The sequence below is a fragment of the Actinomyces glycerinitolerans genome (assembly GCF_900098745.1).
Taxonomy (GTDB): Bacteria; Actinomycetota; Actinomycetes; order Actinomycetales; family Actinomycetaceae; genus Actinomyces; species Actinomyces glycerinitolerans.
The window spans coordinates 1-15,703 of sequence record NZ_FQTT01000012.1 but is presented as its reverse complement, the minus strand read 5'-3'; the positions used below and the strand labels follow the sequence as shown (position 1 = coordinate 15,703).

Below are 15,703 nucleotides of genomic sequence, written 5' to 3'. Positions count from 1 at the left end.
AGGATCCATGAGCACCACACGCATACTCATCATGATCGCCGTCTACGCACTCAGCATCATCATGGTGCTGCTGACATTACCCCTCCTGCGCGGTGGAGCCCGCCCGGACAAGGCACGCATCACCGAGCCCGTGCCCGGGGCGGGGACAACCACCTATGAGTACCCCGTCCAGCGCCCCGACGCGAGGGCCCAAATCGGCCTGGTCATCCTGTTCGGCTGCGGTGTGGCGCTCCTCGTCTTCGTCACATTGCCCCTGACTGATGATTTGAAGGCTGTAGCGATCATCGCCGCGCTCGCGCTGGTCTGTATCGGCTACTGCTGCTATACCCTGGCCGTCTGTCGCAATTGCAGCCTCATTGACGCTCCTACGCTGATTGCCGGTACCGACTGGCGCGGCCGTCCTCTGCAGATCCCCCATCAGGAGATCGCCTCCTTCACGACCACCGGGCAGCGCTCGTCGGTCGTCTACAACCAGCGCGGGCAGAAGCTACGGCTCAATATGAACTGGTTCTCCGCCCCCAACCTGGCTCTCTATCTGCTGCGCGCCACCGCCGAGGGCCGCTTCCCGGGCAAGCGTCCGGGTGACCCGCGGGAGCTCAACCGGGGTCTGAACCGGGTGCAGTCCGCGCTCAACTTCCAGTGCGCCAAGCCCCTGCGGGAGGTGCTGCTCCAGGGGCCGGCCGCCAATCCGGCGGCCTTCCACCGCGACCCCGCCGCACCGGAGGGCACCGGCTGGACCGGTCCGGAGTATGAGGCGTGGGCAAATATGGTGAACACCATTTTCTGGAGCTAGCCGAGCCTTCGCGCGGGCGTGGACAGAGTTGTCTGCCCACGCCCGCGCGCCCTCACCCCCTTAGGTCACTTGCTCAGTCCTCAATCACCGAGCCGTCCAGGTGCAGGCCGAAACCGTAGTCATAGGCGTTGCCCGCGGAGTCGGTGTAGGGGGTCAAGTCCTTCGGGACGTCCTCCTGGTTGGCCTCCACGGTGTCCATATCCGCGGGGAACTGGATGGGCAGGCGGCCGTTGGACTCGTGCAGGCCCAGCGCGATCCTGATCAGGGCCTCGTCGGCGACTCCGAAACCCACGACGATGGCGTCGGCGCGAGCCTCGAACTCTGCGGGAACCACCGGGTTCGTGGCCTTGAGCGCCACGACGACGGGGATGTCCCGGTCCGAGGCGTCCACCGCGTCAGCGGCCCGGTTGAAGGCGTCCAGGTCGGCGGCGTTGGAGATCGCCGAGGTGGCTCCGTAGTAGGAGCGGTCCTCCCGGCCGCCGTCGTCGAGGATGTCCCCGGAGATGGAGGTGCGTCGGACGTTTTCCCCATCGGCGGTATAGGTGCCGTACTGGAGGGAGAGCGGGTACCAGCTGTCCTCCTCCTCGTTCCAGCCGGCCTTGGAGAAGCTGGTGCCGTTGATCGGCGAGCGCATGCCCACGAGCACCAGGTCCACATCGGTCAGGTCGGGCGCCGTATAGCCGGTGACGTGTCCGTCGGCGTCGTATTCGACCTCGTCTGTGACGACCTTGCCGAAATACTGCTCGGCGACCTCCACGTCGAGGGAGGGTCCCTCGGTGTACTCGGCCTCGCTGAAGGCACTGTTGAATCCAGTGTCGTAAGTCTGCGGGATGTAGACCGTCTTGTCGGAGAAGTCCGCCTCCGGATCCAGGGTGATGGCGCCGTCGTTCTTGAGGGTCACGACGGAGTTGAGCTGAGCTTCCTGGCCGGCCGTCACCTTGTCCTGCGATCCCACCTGTGCCTGGGACGCGGCCAGATCCAGGAACGGGTCATCGAAGGCGCCGATGTTGAAGGACATGGCCAGGATGCGCGCCGCCGACTGCTGCCAGCGGGTCTGGGCGTCGATGTCCAACTCCCCGGCCTCATACGCCTCCTGCCATAGGTCGTAGGCCGCCAGTACGGGGGCCGCGTCGTTGTTGCCGCCGAACATGTCGGTACCGTTCTTGATGATCTGGAAGTGACGCTCTTCGACGCTCAGGTCCTCCGCACCCCAGCCGGTGGCGATAACCGGATCGTCGGGGTCGGTGGTGGCGCGGGTGACTCCCCAGTCGGTGACGACGACGCCCTCGTAGGCGTTGTCATCACGCAGCTCGGAGAGCTTACCGTCGTCATAGGAGGAGCCCATCCGCTGGGTGTACTCGGGCTCGCCTTCGGCGTTCAGGGTGATCGAGTAGGAAGTCATCACGGCCGAAGATTCCAGCGCCTGCTGGAACACCGACCGGTGCTCGGCGGAGTTGCCCCCAACCATGACCTCGTACTTGCCGGCATTGGTGTGGGACTCGCGCCCGCCCTCGCCGGCGCCGTCACCGGGCCAGTGCTTGATCATGGTCGCCACCGAGTCCGTGCCCCAGTCGCCCTCGCCGCCGTCCTGCGTGTACGTGCCCTGGAAGCCGGCCACGTAGTTGGCGGCCATTGCCCCGGCCATCTCGGCGTCCTCACCAAAGGTTCCGGACACGCGCAGCCACCGGGGCTCCGTGGCCAGGTCGATCTGTGGGGACAGGGCCGTACCGATACCGAGGCTCCGATACTCCTGTGAGGCCATCTGCCCGAACTGGAGCACCGTGTCGGGATCGAAGGTGGCGGCCAGCCCCAATGATCCGGGCCAGCTGGAGATCTCACCAACCCCCGTGAAGGCGCCGTCACCGGAGGCGTCCGAACGCGGATCGGAGGAGAAGTTGACCGGGATGTAGGGGGTGTCGGCGGAGGCGAGAGTCTCCACGTAGGCCTGCATCTGGTTGACCCACTGCACGTTGGCGGTCACGTCCGAACCGCCCGCGTTCAGCACTGCCCGCAGGTAGGACTCGGACAGGTACTGCTGTTGTTCGGCGGTCAACCCGTCCTCGGGCGCGCGTTCATGAGCGGAGAAGAGCATCAGCCCGGCCATCTGCTCCTTGGACAGGCCGGTGGCGTAGTCGGCGGCCCGCTCGCTCCCCGTCCGCCGCCAATCCTCGGCGGGGTCGAGCTCGCCGTTGCCGTTGAAGTCCTTGAAGGCATAGGTGTACTCGCCCTCAACCTGCTCAATGATGGTCATGCCGCCGTCGGCCGAGTAGCTCAGTACCTGGCCCCCGTTGGGGTTGACGACTCTGGTGAACCTGGTTTGACCATCGTCCAGTTCCTGAGTGATGTAGGTGTTGCCGTTGTTCTCCAGGTTCGAGGATGCGGTCGCGTCGGCGGTGGAACCGCCGGAGGTGCATCCTGTCAATGCCAGAGCCGCAGCCACGGCAACGGCGGCTAGGCTCCTTCCACATGTGATCCTCATTGATCTCTCCTTGCAGGGTACTTCAGGGCTCAGCGGCCCGCCCCGGTGGGAGGTGGGGCCGCGCGTTCGGGCGAGTCTGCCGGAGACGTACCGACGACGAACTCCTCACCGCGGTTGTGAAGTCTCGGGACGCAGCGGCACCGTCGCCGGGGATGCCCGAACTCCCTCATCGTATGAGTCACAGCCCATTCCTGCGGCGGACTACAGCAGGAACTGTCGGTCGCGGCGCATAAACTGCATCCAATCCACCACCCGGGCCGTTGTCCCGTCATGTGAGACGCCCGGGATTCCTTTTGCCCACCGCCCGCGGCGCCCTTACCCTCACGCACGCGACCGCCGTCGAGCGCTGGAGACAGCAAGGAGGCACCCATGCGCACCCCCGCAGACCAAGAAACCGCCCTTCCCGGGGCGGCCCCCACCGCCAACCGTGTGCCGACCGGGCCGCTCGGACCCGACGCGCCCGGCTACACTCCGCCCGCACCCGGCACCGACACTCCGCGCCACACGCTTCTACCCGCCTACTTCGGTCGCTTCGGCGGCCAGGAGGTCCCCGCCGAACTGCTGCCCGCGCTCGACGAACTCGAGGCCGCCTACACCGAGGCCGTCGCGGACCCAGCCTTCGAGGCCGAGCTTGCGGACCTGCGGGCAACCTACCTGGGGCGCGAGACACCCGTCTTCGAGTGCCGTCACCTGCCGCTGACCGGCGGCGCCCGCATCCTACTGAAGCGGGAGGACCTGGCTCACGGCGGGGCCCACAAGGGCAACAACGCGCTCGGTCAGGCGCTGCTGGCCAGGCGCATGGGCAAGCGACGGCTGATCGCGGAGACCGGCGCCGGTCAGCACGGCACCGCCACCGCCATGGTGGCCGCGCTGATGGGCATGGAATGCACCATCTACATGGGTGCGCACGACGTGGAGCGGCAGCGCCCCAACGTGGAGCGCATGGAGCTGATGGGGGCCACCGTGGTGCCGGTGACCGCCGGACAAGCGGGCCTGAAGGATGCGATCGACGCCGCCCTCGCCGAATGGTGCACCCGCTTGGAGGACACCTTCTACCTGATGGGCTCGGCCACCGGGCCGCACCCCTTCCCCACGATCGTGCGGCATTTCCAAGAGGTCATCTCCGCCGAGTCCCGCCGCCAGGTGCTGGAACGCTACGGCGCCCTGCCCGACGCCGTCATTGCCGCCGTGGGCGGCGGCTCCAACGCGATCGGCGCCTTCGCCGCCTACCTGGATGACCCATCGGTGCGGCTGATCGGCGTGGAGCCGGCCGGACGGGGACTGGACAGCGGCGAACACGGCGCCCCCATCAACGCCGGCCGCACCGGGGTGCTGCACGGCATGCGCTCCTTCGTCATGCTCGACGACGACGGCAGCGTCCTGCCCTCACACTCGGTCTCCGCCGGACTCGACTACCCCTCGGTGGGGCCGGAGCACGCCTACCTGGCCGACACCGGGCGGGCCGAGTACGTGGCCGTCACCGACGCCGAGGCACTGGAGGCCTTCCGTCTGCTGAGCCGCCACGAGGGCATCATCCCGGCCATGGAGTCGGCACACGCCGTCGCCCAGGCACTCAAACTGGCCCGCGAATACGCCGAGACCGACCACCCCGACGCCACCGAACCGCTCCTGCTGGTGAACCTGTCCGGCCGCGGCGACAAGGACATGGACGAGGTGCGCGAGCACCTGTCCTGACGGACGAGGTACCCGCGCACCTGCCTGATCGGCGCCGTATTCTCAGTCGGCGCTCGCCCGGGCCTTGGCCCGCTTGGAACGCCACCGCAACACGACGGCGGTCATCGCGCCCACGCACAGCAGACCGGTCACCGCATCGATGATGATCGCCATGGTGGTGAGCCGGTCCAGGCCGCTGTCGTCGGGTTCCACGGTGTAGTTGCCGGAGTTGGCCACCGTGTACAGCACGTTCTTCGAGGCCTGCCGCAGCGCTGTCACCATGGTCGGCGAGTCCGGGTTCTCAATCTCGGAGCGGGCCTGGGAACCCATGCCCAGCATGATGTCGTTGCCGTTGAGCACCGAGTCCATGGTGATCTGGTAGCCGTAGGAGCCGTACCAGTCGGTCAGCACCATGCCTTCGAAGCCCCACTCGTCCCGCAGGACGCCGTTGAGCAGGTCCGCGTTGGCGCCGGCGTACCGGTTGCCGATGAAGTTGAAGGAGGACATCACCGCGTACGGCCCCTCCGCCCGGTTCTTCACCACGATCTCGAAGGGCTTCATGTAGATCTCCCGCATGGTCTGCTCGGTGGCGTAGGTCTGCAGCAGCGTGCAGCGGTTGATCTCCTGGTCGTTCATCACGAAGTGCTTGATGTAGCCGTACACGCCCTTGGCCGCCGCCGCGTTGGTGGTTGCCGAGGCGATCCTGCCGGCGAGCACGCCGTCCTCCGAGTAGTACTCGAAGTTGCGCCCGCCGAAGGCGGTGCGGTGGGTGTTCATGGCGGGGCCGTACCAGCCGTAGATGTGGGCGTCGGCGTACTCCTGGGCGATGCCTCCGCCGACTTCACCTGCCAGTTCGGTGTTCCAGGTCTGGGCGATGAGCACCTCGGCCGGGTAGGGGGTGCCCATCACGCCGATGACCCAGTCGTTCAGGCCGGCGGGCCCGTCGGAGTCGAGCGTGGCCCGCTTGTCGATGGAGCCAATGCCAACGGTCTGGAAGCCGCCGACGGCGACCAGCTCGGACATCTCCTCGACGGTGAGCTGGTCCAGCAGTTGTTCCCACTGCTCATCGTCGTAGGCCAAGCCGGTCATATCTCGCAGGCTCAGGTCGCCGTCCGCACCGGTCGTGGGCATGACCGCATCGGGATCCTCATGATCGGCCGGGTTGTAGTTGGCCACCGAGTAGGAGTCGATGAAGGCCTTCTCCTCCTCGGTCATGGTCAGGTCCTCGGCACTCGGCGCGGCGGTGGCCTCGTCATAGTTGGCGAATCCGCCGGCGCGGGAGAGATAGGTGACGCCGCCCGCCGAGTAGTCCTCGAAGCGGTTTGTGGCGACCTCGAAGTCGGAGGCGCGTCCCTCGGCGGAGTAGTCCACGTCGGCGTCCACCGTGAAGGTCTCGGAGTCCAACACGGTGTGGGAGTCGGAGCGCGCGGAGATGGTGTACTCGCCGGCCTCCAGCACGTAGCCGCCGTCGGCCGTCTTCAGGGCGGAGGAGTCGTAGGATGCGAGCTCCTCCTTGGGAATCACGAAGTCGATCGCCTGGGTGGCACCGGGATCGAGCAGCTCCGTCTTGGCGAAGTCGACCAGGTTCACGGAGGCCTTCTCGATGCCACCATCGGTGTACGGCGGCGTGGAGTACAGCTCGACCACGTCCTTGCCGGCCACGTCGCCGGTGTTCGTGACGGTCACCGTCACCTGCACGTCGTCCCCGTCAGCATTGAAGGCGGTGATCTCGTGGGTGAAGTCGGTGTAGGACAGCCCGTAGCCGAAGGGGTAGCGCACGGCGGCGTCGTAGTCGAAGCCCTCCACGGCATCGTCGTGGGCGGTCTCGTAGTAGCGGTAGCCGACGTAGATGCCCTCGTTGTAGCTCACGCGGCCGAGTACACCTTGGAATCCGGGATCGGCGGCCGTGTACTGCTCCACCAGGTCATCCACATTCGTGTAGGTGAAGTTGCCATAGTTGTTGTAGGCGGGCGTGGCGGTCAGGTCGTTGACGAACATGTCCACGGTGTGCCCGGAGGGATTGACCTCGCCGGACAGGATGCGCCCCAGCGCCCCCATGGCGTTCTGGCCGGTTCCGGGGGCGAGCAGCACGGACTTGATGGAGGGGTAGTCGTCCAGCCAGTCCAGCTCCATCGTGTTGTTGGAGTTGATCAGCACGATCACCTGGGAGAAGTTGTCGTTGACGATCTGCAGCATGTCCTTCTCGGTGCGTGACAGCTGCAGGTAGTGCTCGCCCGCCTCGAAGTCGTCGTAGTCGCCGTTGTTGGTGTACTCGGCGTTGAAGTAGGAGTAGCGCTCGTTGCCGCCGGCCACCGTCTCGGCCATCTTGGCGTAGTCGCCGTCGATCACGGCCTTCATGTCGGTGGGCAGGTCCTGTCCCTCACCGCCGGAGCGGGACAGGACCACCACGGCGGTGTCGGAGAAGCTCTTGGCCTCGTCCAGCACCTCGTCGGTGTAGGCGTCGGCGGTCGGCTCCGGCAGGGTCCAGTCGGTGAAACCGATCGTGCCGGTCTCCTGGACCTCACGGCTGTCCCGGTAGCTGGTGTACAGCGAGGTCAGCGTGTCGTTGGTTGTGTAGCCGGCGTCGTGCAGGGAGTCCAGGACGCCGGTCGCGTTGGACATGTCGGCGGCGCCGGAGCCGGTGCCGCCGTAGATCGGGACGGTGGAGGCCCACCCGAAGACGTTGAGGCTGGTGGTCTCGGCGGGCAGTGGCAGCAGGTCGTCGTCGTTCTCGGCCAGGACGAAGCCCTCGTCGCCGACGCGGCCGATGATCTCCTCCGACGCGGCGCGCGAGGCGTCGGACACCGATCCGCGCGCGTTGACGAGGATGGAAACGGTCGAGTACAGGGGACCGAAGACCACCAGATTGCCGATCACGACGACGGCCACGACGGCGGTCAGGCCGGCGCCCCAGCGCCACAGGTGCCGGTCCCCCTTCTTGGCCAGCCAGTGGGCGCCGATCGCCACCGCGATCGCAACCAGGATGATGGCGAGGAGCGCGTAGATGTAGCCGGCGCAGTTGTGCACATACGTTTCGACGTCGGCCGATGAGACTCCCATGCCGCCGAGGATCGGCGTCAGGATGTTGATGATGAGCTGGAGCACAATGGTCTCCTTGGACAGGTTGGGTTCGGGTCGTTCGGGTCGTGCCCAGAGGGGCTTGCGGCTCGGCGGGAGCGCGTCGGTCGTCGGCGCGGCGGCGAGCGGGCCATCGTTGGCACCCAAGACTTTATGGCTCCGATCACATGCCCGGGCCCGATGCCGCACAATTTGTCGGCCCGAGCGCATGTTCTGCCTGTTCTCCGTCCGCCCGGCCCGTCTCACCACGTGTCACCGATTTGGCCCGTCCCGCACGCCGGTCTAACCTGCCGCCATGACCGCGTTCCGCACCAGCCAGTGGTGGTGGCTCCCCAATGGGCGAGCCACTCACGCCGCATAGCCGGCGCCGGATCACAAGAGCTCGTCACCTGGCGGGCTCTTCGCATACGGGGCGAATCCCACCGGTGGCACGAACAGGAAGGCAACCGATGACGCTTCCCCCACCCTCCGTATTGACGCGGTCGGTGCGCTACCAGCACGACGGCGGCACCCTGCTGGAGCACCTGGCCCGCACCGGCCTGATCGCCACCACGGCGGACACCGGCGAGCCGCGGCCGCTGGACACCGTCCTGCTGGAGTCGGTGGACATCGCCACCAAGGCCTCCCGCACGACGATCGCCGTCCTGGAGTCCTCGACCCGCCTGACCTGCCACGGCAACGCCGTCGTCGCCGAGGTCCTCCCCCAGGCGCCCGCCGACGGCGCCGCCGCCCTGGACCGGCTGCGCACCGCCCTGGCCGCCCACGTCACCGACGACGCCGCGGACAGCCTCACCCTCACCTTCCCGCCCGTCGCGAACGATTTGGAGGAGCGCGAGCGCCTCAAGGCGACCTCCACCATCGAGCCGTTGCGCGCGCTGGCTGCGGCCGACGTGGATCACCCGCACCTGCCGCTGGAGGCGGGAGTCTTCGCCTTCGACTACCTGGCGACCTTCGAGACGCTGCCCGAGGTCGCCATGGGCGCCAACACCTGCCCCGACTACCTGTTCTACGACGCCCGCATCATCCTGGTGATCGACCACCCCACCCGTGTGGCGACCCTGGTGGGTGCCTCGGTGGATGCCGCGAGTCTCGCCGCACGCCTGGACGCACTGGCCGCCGCCGCGGACGCCTTCGCCGCCGGGGACACGGCCACGCCACCCCCCGCCCCGCAGGACGCCGCTGAGGAGGCCGCCCACCCGGTCCTGCATGCCGCCCCCACCCAGTCCGACGCCGACTACGCCGCCGTGGTGGAGTCCATGAAGGAGTCGATCGTCGCCGGGGACGTGTACCAGGTGGTGCCCGCCCGCGGCTTCACCCTGCCCTGCCCGGACGCGCTGGCCGCCTACCATGCGCTGCGCGAGTCCAACCCGAGCCCGTACATGTTCTACGTGGGCGCTCCCGACTTCGAGCTGCTCGGCGCCTCCCCCGAGTCCGCCCTACTGCATTCGGCCAAGACCGGACAGGTCGCCATTCGCCCGATCGCCGGCACCCGCCCGCGCGGACTGGTCCCGGGCGGGGGGATCAGCCACGAGCTGGACACGCGCCTGGAACTTGAGCTGCGTACCGACGCCAAGGAGGTCGCCGAGCACGTGATGCTCGTGGACCTGGCCCGCAACGACGTCGCCCGGGTGTCCGTGCCCGGAACGCGCCGGGTCGGGGACCTGATGCGTGTGGACCGCTACAGCCGGGTCATGCACCTGGTCTCGGAGGTATCCGGGCAGCTGGCCCCGGACCTGGATGCGCTGGACGCCTTCCGCGCCTCCATGACCATGGGCACCCTTACCGGCGCCCCCAAGCTGCGGGCGGCCGAGCTGATCCGCGACGCCGAGGGGGTGCGGCGCGGCAGTTACGGCGGCTCGGTCGGCTACTTCCGGGGCGACGGCGAACTGGATACCTGCATCGTCATCCGTTCCGCCTTCGTGCGCGGGGGCACGGCGCTGGTGCAGGCCGGGGCCGGCGTGGTCGCCGACTCGGTGCCGGCCGCCGAGGCCGCCGAGACCGTCCACAAGGCCAGCGCGGTGCTGGCGGCCGTCGCCGCCGCCCAGGGAGCCCAGCTCGTCATCGACTCCGGCAATGGTGCCGCCCTGCCGGAAGGGATGCGCTGAAATGCGCGTAGTCCTGCTCGACAACCGCGACTCCTTCGTCTACAACCTGGTGGACCAGTTCGCCTCCCTGGGAGCGGATATCGCCGTCTACCGCAACACGGCCCCCGCCGCAACGGTGTTGAACGCGCTTGAACCCGCCGTCGGTGGCGACGCACACGCCGAAACGGCCCGCAGCGAGCGCCCGGTGTTGTGCCTGTCCCCCGGCCCCGGTCACCCGCGCGCCTCCGGCAACCTGATGGAACTGATCGACGCCGCCCTGGACCGCGGCATCCCCACGCTCGGCATCTGCCTGGGCTTCCAGGCGATCGTCGAGTCCTGCGGCGGCTCCATCGACCGGGTCGGGCCCGTGCACGGCCGCAGCGTGCGCGTGGAGCTGACCGAGGCCGGGCGCGCCGACCCGGCCTTCCGCACCCTCCCCGACGGCCGCCTGGACGTGGCCCGCTACCACTCCCTGGGCACGCGCGCCCTGCCCGCGGCGCTCACGCCACTGGCGGTGACCGGGGCGGAGGATCCCGCCGGCCCCGGCATTGTGATGGCGGCCCGCCACCGCTCCCGCCCCGTCGTCGGGCTGCAGTTCCACCCCGAGTCCGTGCTGACCCCACAGGGCCCCACCATCCTGCACGCGCTTACCGCCGGCCTGGCCGCCGCCGCGATCACCTGACCGGCGCCGCCCCCACCCCCACGCAATTCCTCAAAACCGAATCATCAACCCCATTGTTTGTTTTAGGAGCACACCATGACCCCCGCACCCGCTGAGAACAACGCCATGCATACCCCCGCGGTGGCCGACGCCGAGGACGCGCACCGCCTGCTGCGCGGCGTCATCCAGGGCCGGCGCCTGACCCAGGATGAGACCGGCATCGTCTTCGCCGCGCTCGGCGCCGGAGACCTGTCCGAGGCCGAGACCGCCGCCCTACTGGCCGCCCTGCACGCCCGCGGCGAAACCGCCGATGAGGTGGCCGGCGCCGCGAGCGCCTTCCGCGACGCCGCCCGTCCCTTCCCCGAGGTCACCTTCCCGCTGGTGGACGTCGTCGGCACCGGCGGCGACGGCGTGGGCACCATCAACATCTCCACCGGCGCGGGCATCGTGGCCGCCTCCATGGGCGTATCCGTCGCCAAGCACGGCAACCGGGCCGTGTCCTCCAAGACCGGCGCCGCCGATGTCGTCGCCGCCCTGGGCCTGCCCCTGGACGTGGCTCCGGAGCGTGCCGTGGAGATCCTGGCCCGTGACCACTTCACCTTCCTGTTCGCCCAGGCATACCACCCGGCCATGCGGCACGTGGCCCCGATCCGCAAGGCCCTGGCGACCCCGACGATCTTCAACGTGCTAGGCCCCCTGCTCAACCCCGCCCACCTGACCTACCAGCTGATGGGGGTGGCCGACCCGGACATCCTGGATATGATCGCCGAGACCATGGTCAAGCTGGGCCGCAAGCGCGCCCTGATCGTGCACGGCGCGGGCACCGATGAGATCGCCGTGCACGGCACCACCCAGGTGCGGGAGGCCACCCCGCGCGGGGTCAAGGCCTACGAGGTCACCCCCGAGGAGCTGGGGGTGTCCACCTACGATCTTGCCGACGTGCTGGGCGGCGAGCCGGAGGAGAACGCCGCCCTGCTGCGGGAGGTCTTCGCCGGTCGGGGCGAACCCGCCCACCGCGACGCGATCGCCGTCAACGCCGGCGCCCTGCTGTACCTGGCCGGTCCGGCAGACAACCTGGCCGACGGCACCCGCATGGCCCTGGACCAGCTGGCCAGCGGCCGGGTCGCCGAGCACCTTGAGTCCATGACCAAGGCCGCCGCGGAGGGTGAGGCCCGATGAGCGGCGCCCCCAACGCCGGCGGTGCCCGGCCTCAGCGCCGTCCGGTGGACGAGCGGCTGATCGCCACCGGCACCGTCCTGGATGCGATCGTGGCCGCACGGCGCGAGCGCCTGCCCGAACTGCGCGCCCGCTTCGGGCACCTGCGCGCCGAGCAGCTGGAGCCCTCCCGGCGCTCCTTCGCCGACGCCCTGCGCACCCGCAGCGGCGATCACGCGAGCCCGCGGCCCGCCCTGATCATGGAGTGCAAGTCCGCCTCCCCCTCACGCGGCACGATCCGCTCCAGCTACGACCCGGCCGCGCTGGCGCGCGCCTACGCGCCGTGGGCGGCGGCGGTGTCCGTGCTGACCGAGCCGGACCGCTTCAACGGCTCCTTCGAGGACCTGGCCGCCGTGCGCGGCGCGGTGGACGTGCCGGTGCTGTGCAAGGACTTCATCGTGGACCCCGTGCAGGTGCTGGCCGCCCGCAGCCTGGGGGCGGACGCGATCCTGCTGATGCTCTCGGTGGTGCCGGACGACGTCTACGCCGAGCTGGCGGAGCTGGCGCACTCGCTGGGCATGGAGGTGCTCACGGAGGTGTCCACGCCTGCGGAGATGCACCGGGCCGCCGCCCTGGGGGCGCAGGTGATCGGCATCAACAACCGCGACCTGCGCACCCTGGCCACCGACATCTCCCGCACGGAGCAGATGGCACCGCTGGCGCCGTCCGGCGTGGTGCTGGTGGGCGAGTCCGGGGTGGAGACGGCCGACGACGTGCGGCGCCTGGCCGGGCAGGTGGATGCCCTGCTGATCGGCTCGGCCCTGTCGGCGGCGCCCGACCCGGGCGTGGTGGCCGAGGTGCTGGCCACCGCCGTGCCGGTGCCCGAACGCTTTCAGGCACGCGACGCCGCCCAAGCCGCTGAACGGGTGGCCGGGGCGGACGCCGCCCGGGCGCAGCGGGAGCACGCCGACCACACGCACCCGCGTTTGTGCGCCTACTTCGGCCCCTACGGCGGCCAGTACGTGCCGGAGCTGCTGATCCCCGCCCTGGACCAGTTGGAGGATGCCTACATCGATGCCCAGGCGGACCCGTCCTTCGCCGCCGAGCTGGACGAGCTCATGCGCCGCTACCTGGGGCGCCCGACCCCGGTGACGGAGCTGCACAACCTGCCCCGCGAGGGCAACGCCCGCATCTTCCTCAAGCGGGAGGACCTGGTGCACGGCGGCGCCCACAAGGGCAACCAGGTGCTGGGGCAGGCACTGCTGGCCAGGCGCATGGGCAAGACCCGCATCATCGCCGAGACGGGCGCCGGCCAGCACGGCACCGCCACCGCGATGGTGTGCGCGCTGCTGGGCCTGGACTGCACCATCTACATGGGCGCCACCGATGTGGTGCGGCAGGCCGCCAATGTGGAGCGCATGGAGCTGATGGGGGCGCGGGTGGTGCCCGTGGCCAGCGGCGCCGGCACCCTGAAGGACGCCGTCAACGAGGCCCTGCGCGACTGGACCGCCTCCTTCGCCACCACCCACTACCTGCTGGGCACGGCCGCAGGCGCGCACCCCTTCCCCACGATCGTGCACGAGTACCACCGCTGCATCTCCCTTGAGGCGCGTGCCCAGATCCTGGCCCTGACCGGGCGCCTGCCCGATCAGGTGATCGCCTGCGTGGGCGGCGGCTCGAACGCGATCGGCATGTTCTCCGAGTTCATCGACGACGTCGGCGTCGGCCTGATCGGCGTGGAGCCGGCCGGCGAGGGGCTGGACACGCCCCGCAACGGTGCCCCCATCAACAACGGCACCACCGGCATCCTGCACGGGGCACGCAGCTATCTGATGCGCACCCCGGAGGGGCAGGTGGAGGAGTCCTTCTCCGTGTCGGCGGGGCTGGACTACCCCGGCGTCGGGCCCGAGCACGCCTGGCTGGCCGATTCCGGGCGGGCCCGGTACGTTGCGATCACCGACGACGAGGCGGTGGAGGCCTTCCGGCTGCTGAGCCGCTGGGAGGGCATCATCCCGGCCCTGGAATCCGCCCACGCACTCGCCCAGGCCCTCAAGATCGCCCGCGAGACGCCGCCCGACGCCTCCACACCGCACCTGCTGGTGTGCCTGTCCGGGCGCGGGGACAAGGACCTGGAGCAGGTGCGCATGCGCCTGGGCGGCAGCTTCTCCGCGGACTCCGCCGTCGCCCGGGCCGCCGCCATGGTGGAGCAGATGGGCAAGCGCACCGAGTACCTGTCGCTGGCACGTGCCGGGGCGAACGCAGAGTCGGCAGCGCCGACTCACCAGCCTGAGGAGGCCTGAGATGAGCCGTTATCCCGCCATGTTCTCCCGCCTGGCCGACGCCGGTGAGGGCGCCTTCGTGCCCTTCGTCATGGTCGGCGACCCCACTCCCGCAGCCTCGGAGGCGATTATCGAGGCGCTGATCGACGGCGGTGCTGATGCCCTGGAGCTGGGCACGCCCTTCTCCGACCCGGTGGCCGACGGGCCGACGATCCAGCGAGCACACCTGCGCGCGCTGAACGCCGGGGTGAGCTTCACCGACTGTCTGGAGGTGGTGGCGCGCGTGCGTGCACGCCACCCTCAGCTGCCCATCGGCATGCTCATCTACGGCAATGTGCCCTTCGCGATCGGCCTGGAGGAGTTCTACGCCCGCTGCGCCGCTGCCGGCATCGACTCGGTGCTGCTGCCTGACGTGCCGGTGCGCGAGTCGGCGGAGTTCTCCGCCGCCGCCGAGGCCGCCGGGATTGACGCCGTGTACATCGCCCCGCCGTCGGCGACCGCCCAGACCCTCGACGCGGTGGCCAAGGCCTCCCGCGGCTACGTGTACGCGGTCTCCCGGGCCGGGGTGACCGGGACCGAGCGTGCCTCCTCCACCGTGGGCCTGGCGCAGTCGGTGGCGCGGCTGCGGCAGGATGCGGCCGCACCGGTGATGCTGGGCTTCGGCATCTCCGGCCCCGAGCAGGTGGCCGAGGCGATTGCCGCGGGCGCCGACGGGGCCATCTCCGGATCGGCGACCGTGAAGATCATCGAGTCCCACGTGCCGACGCTGGCCCGCCTGGCGCAGGAGTCCGGCGAGGACTCCCCCGAGTACGCCGCTGCCCTGGAATCGCTCCAGGGCGAGCTGCGCGACTTCGTCGCCACCATGAAGGCCGCCACCCGCCGAGATCGGTAGATGTTACGTGCCGAGGTCGGTCGAAGTTACGTGGCTCTTCGCGCTTGTGGGTGTGGTGGGCTGATGGGTGTTGGTTCACCGGGTGTGGTTGGCGCGCGCGTGCCGGTTGCGCGGCGCGTGGCGCGATTGGTGGGGGTGCGCGTTGGAGCACGGTGGGCCAGGCACGACGGCTCGTGCGTTCGGGTCAACGTTCACGCCTTCGCCTGACGGTTCGTGCGTTCCATTGACAGTTCGTACGTTGCGGTCGACGGTTCGGCACATCCGGCGACGGTTCGTACGGTAGGGGTACTGTGTTGTCTCATGACTTCTGGGACTGTTGGATCTCATGACATCTGGGAGTGTCAGAAGTAGTGAGATTCTGGGGCGGTGTGGGTGGGGTTGGGTTGGGGGATGGGTTATGCAGTTTCGCCGTTCAAGCGTCAGCGCATCATTGAGTTCGACTCGCGGGTTGCGGGTGTGAGCGTGGAGGAGTTCTGCCGGCAGGTGGGGGTTTCGAAGTCCTCGTTCTACCGGATCCGTAAGCGGGCCGAGCAGGAGGGACCGGGGGCGGCGCTAGTCGCCCATTCCAGGGCGCCGCTGCACCCGGCGCGCCGTTGGGATGAGCAGGT

The 15,703-nt window shown here is 69.2% G+C and carries 10 protein-coding genes; 8 read left to right on the top strand and 2 right to left on the bottom strand.

Going from position 1 to position 15,703, the window contains the following annotated elements:
• Positions 1-7: 7 nt before the first annotated feature.
• Positions 8-793, top strand: a complete 786-nt coding sequence (locus ACGLYG10_RS10295) for a hypothetical protein (protein WP_073331466.1) — start codon at positions 8-10, stop codon at positions 791-793.
• Positions 794-866: 73 nt separating this feature from the next.
• Here ACGLYG10_RS10295 and ACGLYG10_RS10290 read toward each other — a convergent pair whose 3' ends face one another.
• The gene (locus ACGLYG10_RS10290) at positions 867-3,272 is read right to left on the bottom strand and encodes a glycoside hydrolase family 3 N-terminal domain-containing protein (protein ID WP_073331464.1); all 2,406 of its coding nucleotides are present in this window, start codon (positions 3,270-3,272) and stop codon (positions 867-869) included.
• A gap of 369 nt (positions 3,273-3,641) precedes the next feature.
• Between ACGLYG10_RS10290 and trpB (ACGLYG10_RS10285) the strand changes: the two genes are divergently transcribed.
• Positions 3,642-4,967 (top strand): tryptophan synthase subunit beta, encoded by a 1,326-nt coding sequence (trpB, locus tag ACGLYG10_RS10285; protein WP_073331462.1) that lies wholly within the window; start codon positions 3,642-3,644, stop codon positions 4,965-4,967.
• Positions 4,968-5,009: 42 nt separating this feature from the next.
• On the opposite strand, the gene ACGLYG10_RS10280 is transcribed toward trpB (ACGLYG10_RS10285), so the two are convergent.
• The gene (locus ACGLYG10_RS10280) at positions 5,010-8,051 is read right to left on the bottom strand and encodes a glycoside hydrolase family 3 C-terminal domain-containing protein (protein ID WP_073332034.1); all 3,042 of its coding nucleotides are present in this window, start codon (positions 8,049-8,051) and stop codon (positions 5,010-5,012) included.
• Between the two features lie 422 nt (positions 8,052-8,473).
• On the opposite strand from ACGLYG10_RS10280, the gene ACGLYG10_RS10275 reads away from it, so the two are divergent.
• The 6 genes from ACGLYG10_RS10275 to ACGLYG10_RS10250 form a co-directional block, all read left to right on the top strand.
• Entirely contained in the window at positions 8,474-10,129 is a 1,656-nt protein-coding gene (locus ACGLYG10_RS10275) for an anthranilate synthase component 1 (RefSeq protein WP_073331459.1), read from the top strand.
• 1 nt (position 10,130) lies between these two features.
• Positions 10,131-10,790 carry an anthranilate synthase component II gene (locus tag ACGLYG10_RS10270; RefSeq protein WP_073331456.1) on the top strand — a complete coding sequence of 220 codons (660 nt, stop codon included), beginning with the start codon at positions 10,131-10,133 and terminating at the stop codon, positions 10,788-10,790.
• Between the two features lie 75 nt (positions 10,791-10,865).
• On the top strand, positions 10,866-11,948 hold the full coding sequence (trpD, locus tag ACGLYG10_RS10265; protein ID WP_083565845.1) for an anthranilate phosphoribosyltransferase: 1,083 nt from the start codon (positions 10,866-10,868) through the stop codon (positions 11,946-11,948).
• Positions 11,945-14,224: a tryptophan synthase subunit beta gene (gene trpB, locus ACGLYG10_RS10260; protein WP_073331453.1), complete on the top strand. Its 2,280-nt coding sequence runs from the start codon at positions 11,945-11,947 to the stop codon at positions 14,222-14,224. The genes trpD and trpB (ACGLYG10_RS10260) overlap by 4 nt, the downstream gene beginning before the upstream one ends.
• Before the next feature lies 1 nt (position 14,225).
• Positions 14,226-15,095 carry a tryptophan synthase subunit alpha gene (gene trpA / locus ACGLYG10_RS10255; protein ID WP_073331450.1) on the top strand — a complete coding sequence of 290 codons (870 nt, stop codon included), beginning with the start codon at positions 14,226-14,228 and terminating at the stop codon, positions 15,093-15,095.
• 390 nt (positions 15,096-15,485) lie between these two features.
• The coding region (locus ACGLYG10_RS10250; protein WP_139240950.1) for a helix-turn-helix domain-containing protein at positions 15,486-15,703 on the top strand (218 nt) is incomplete at its 3' end.

Excerpts from the sequence above, each read along its gene's own strand:
- ACGLYG10_RS10295 (WP_073331466.1), top strand. The coding sequence starts at position 8 with ATGAGCACCACACGCATACTCATCATGATCGCCGTCTACGCACTCAGC.
- ACGLYG10_RS10290 (WP_073331464.1), bottom strand. The coding sequence starts at position 3,272 with ATGAGGATCACATGTGGAAGGAGCCTAGCCGCCGTTGCCGTGGCTGCG.
- trpB (WP_073331462.1), top strand. The coding sequence starts at position 3,642 with ATGCGCACCCCCGCAGACCAAGAAACCGCCCTTCCCGGGGCGGCCCCC.
- ACGLYG10_RS10275 (WP_073331459.1), top strand. The coding sequence starts at position 8,474 with ATGACGCTTCCCCCACCCTCCGTATTGACGCGGTCGGTGCGCTACCAG.
- ACGLYG10_RS10270 (WP_073331456.1), top strand. The coding sequence starts at position 10,131 with ATGCGCGTAGTCCTGCTCGACAACCGCGACTCCTTCGTCTACAACCTG.
- trpD (WP_083565845.1), top strand. The coding sequence starts at position 10,866 with ATGACCCCCGCACCCGCTGAGAACAACGCCATGCATACCCCCGCGGTG.
- trpB (WP_073331453.1), top strand. The coding sequence starts at position 11,945 with ATGAGCGGCGCCCCCAACGCCGGCGGTGCCCGGCCTCAGCGCCGTCCG.
- trpA (WP_073331450.1), top strand. The coding sequence starts at position 14,226 with ATGAGCCGTTATCCCGCCATGTTCTCCCGCCTGGCCGACGCCGGTGAG.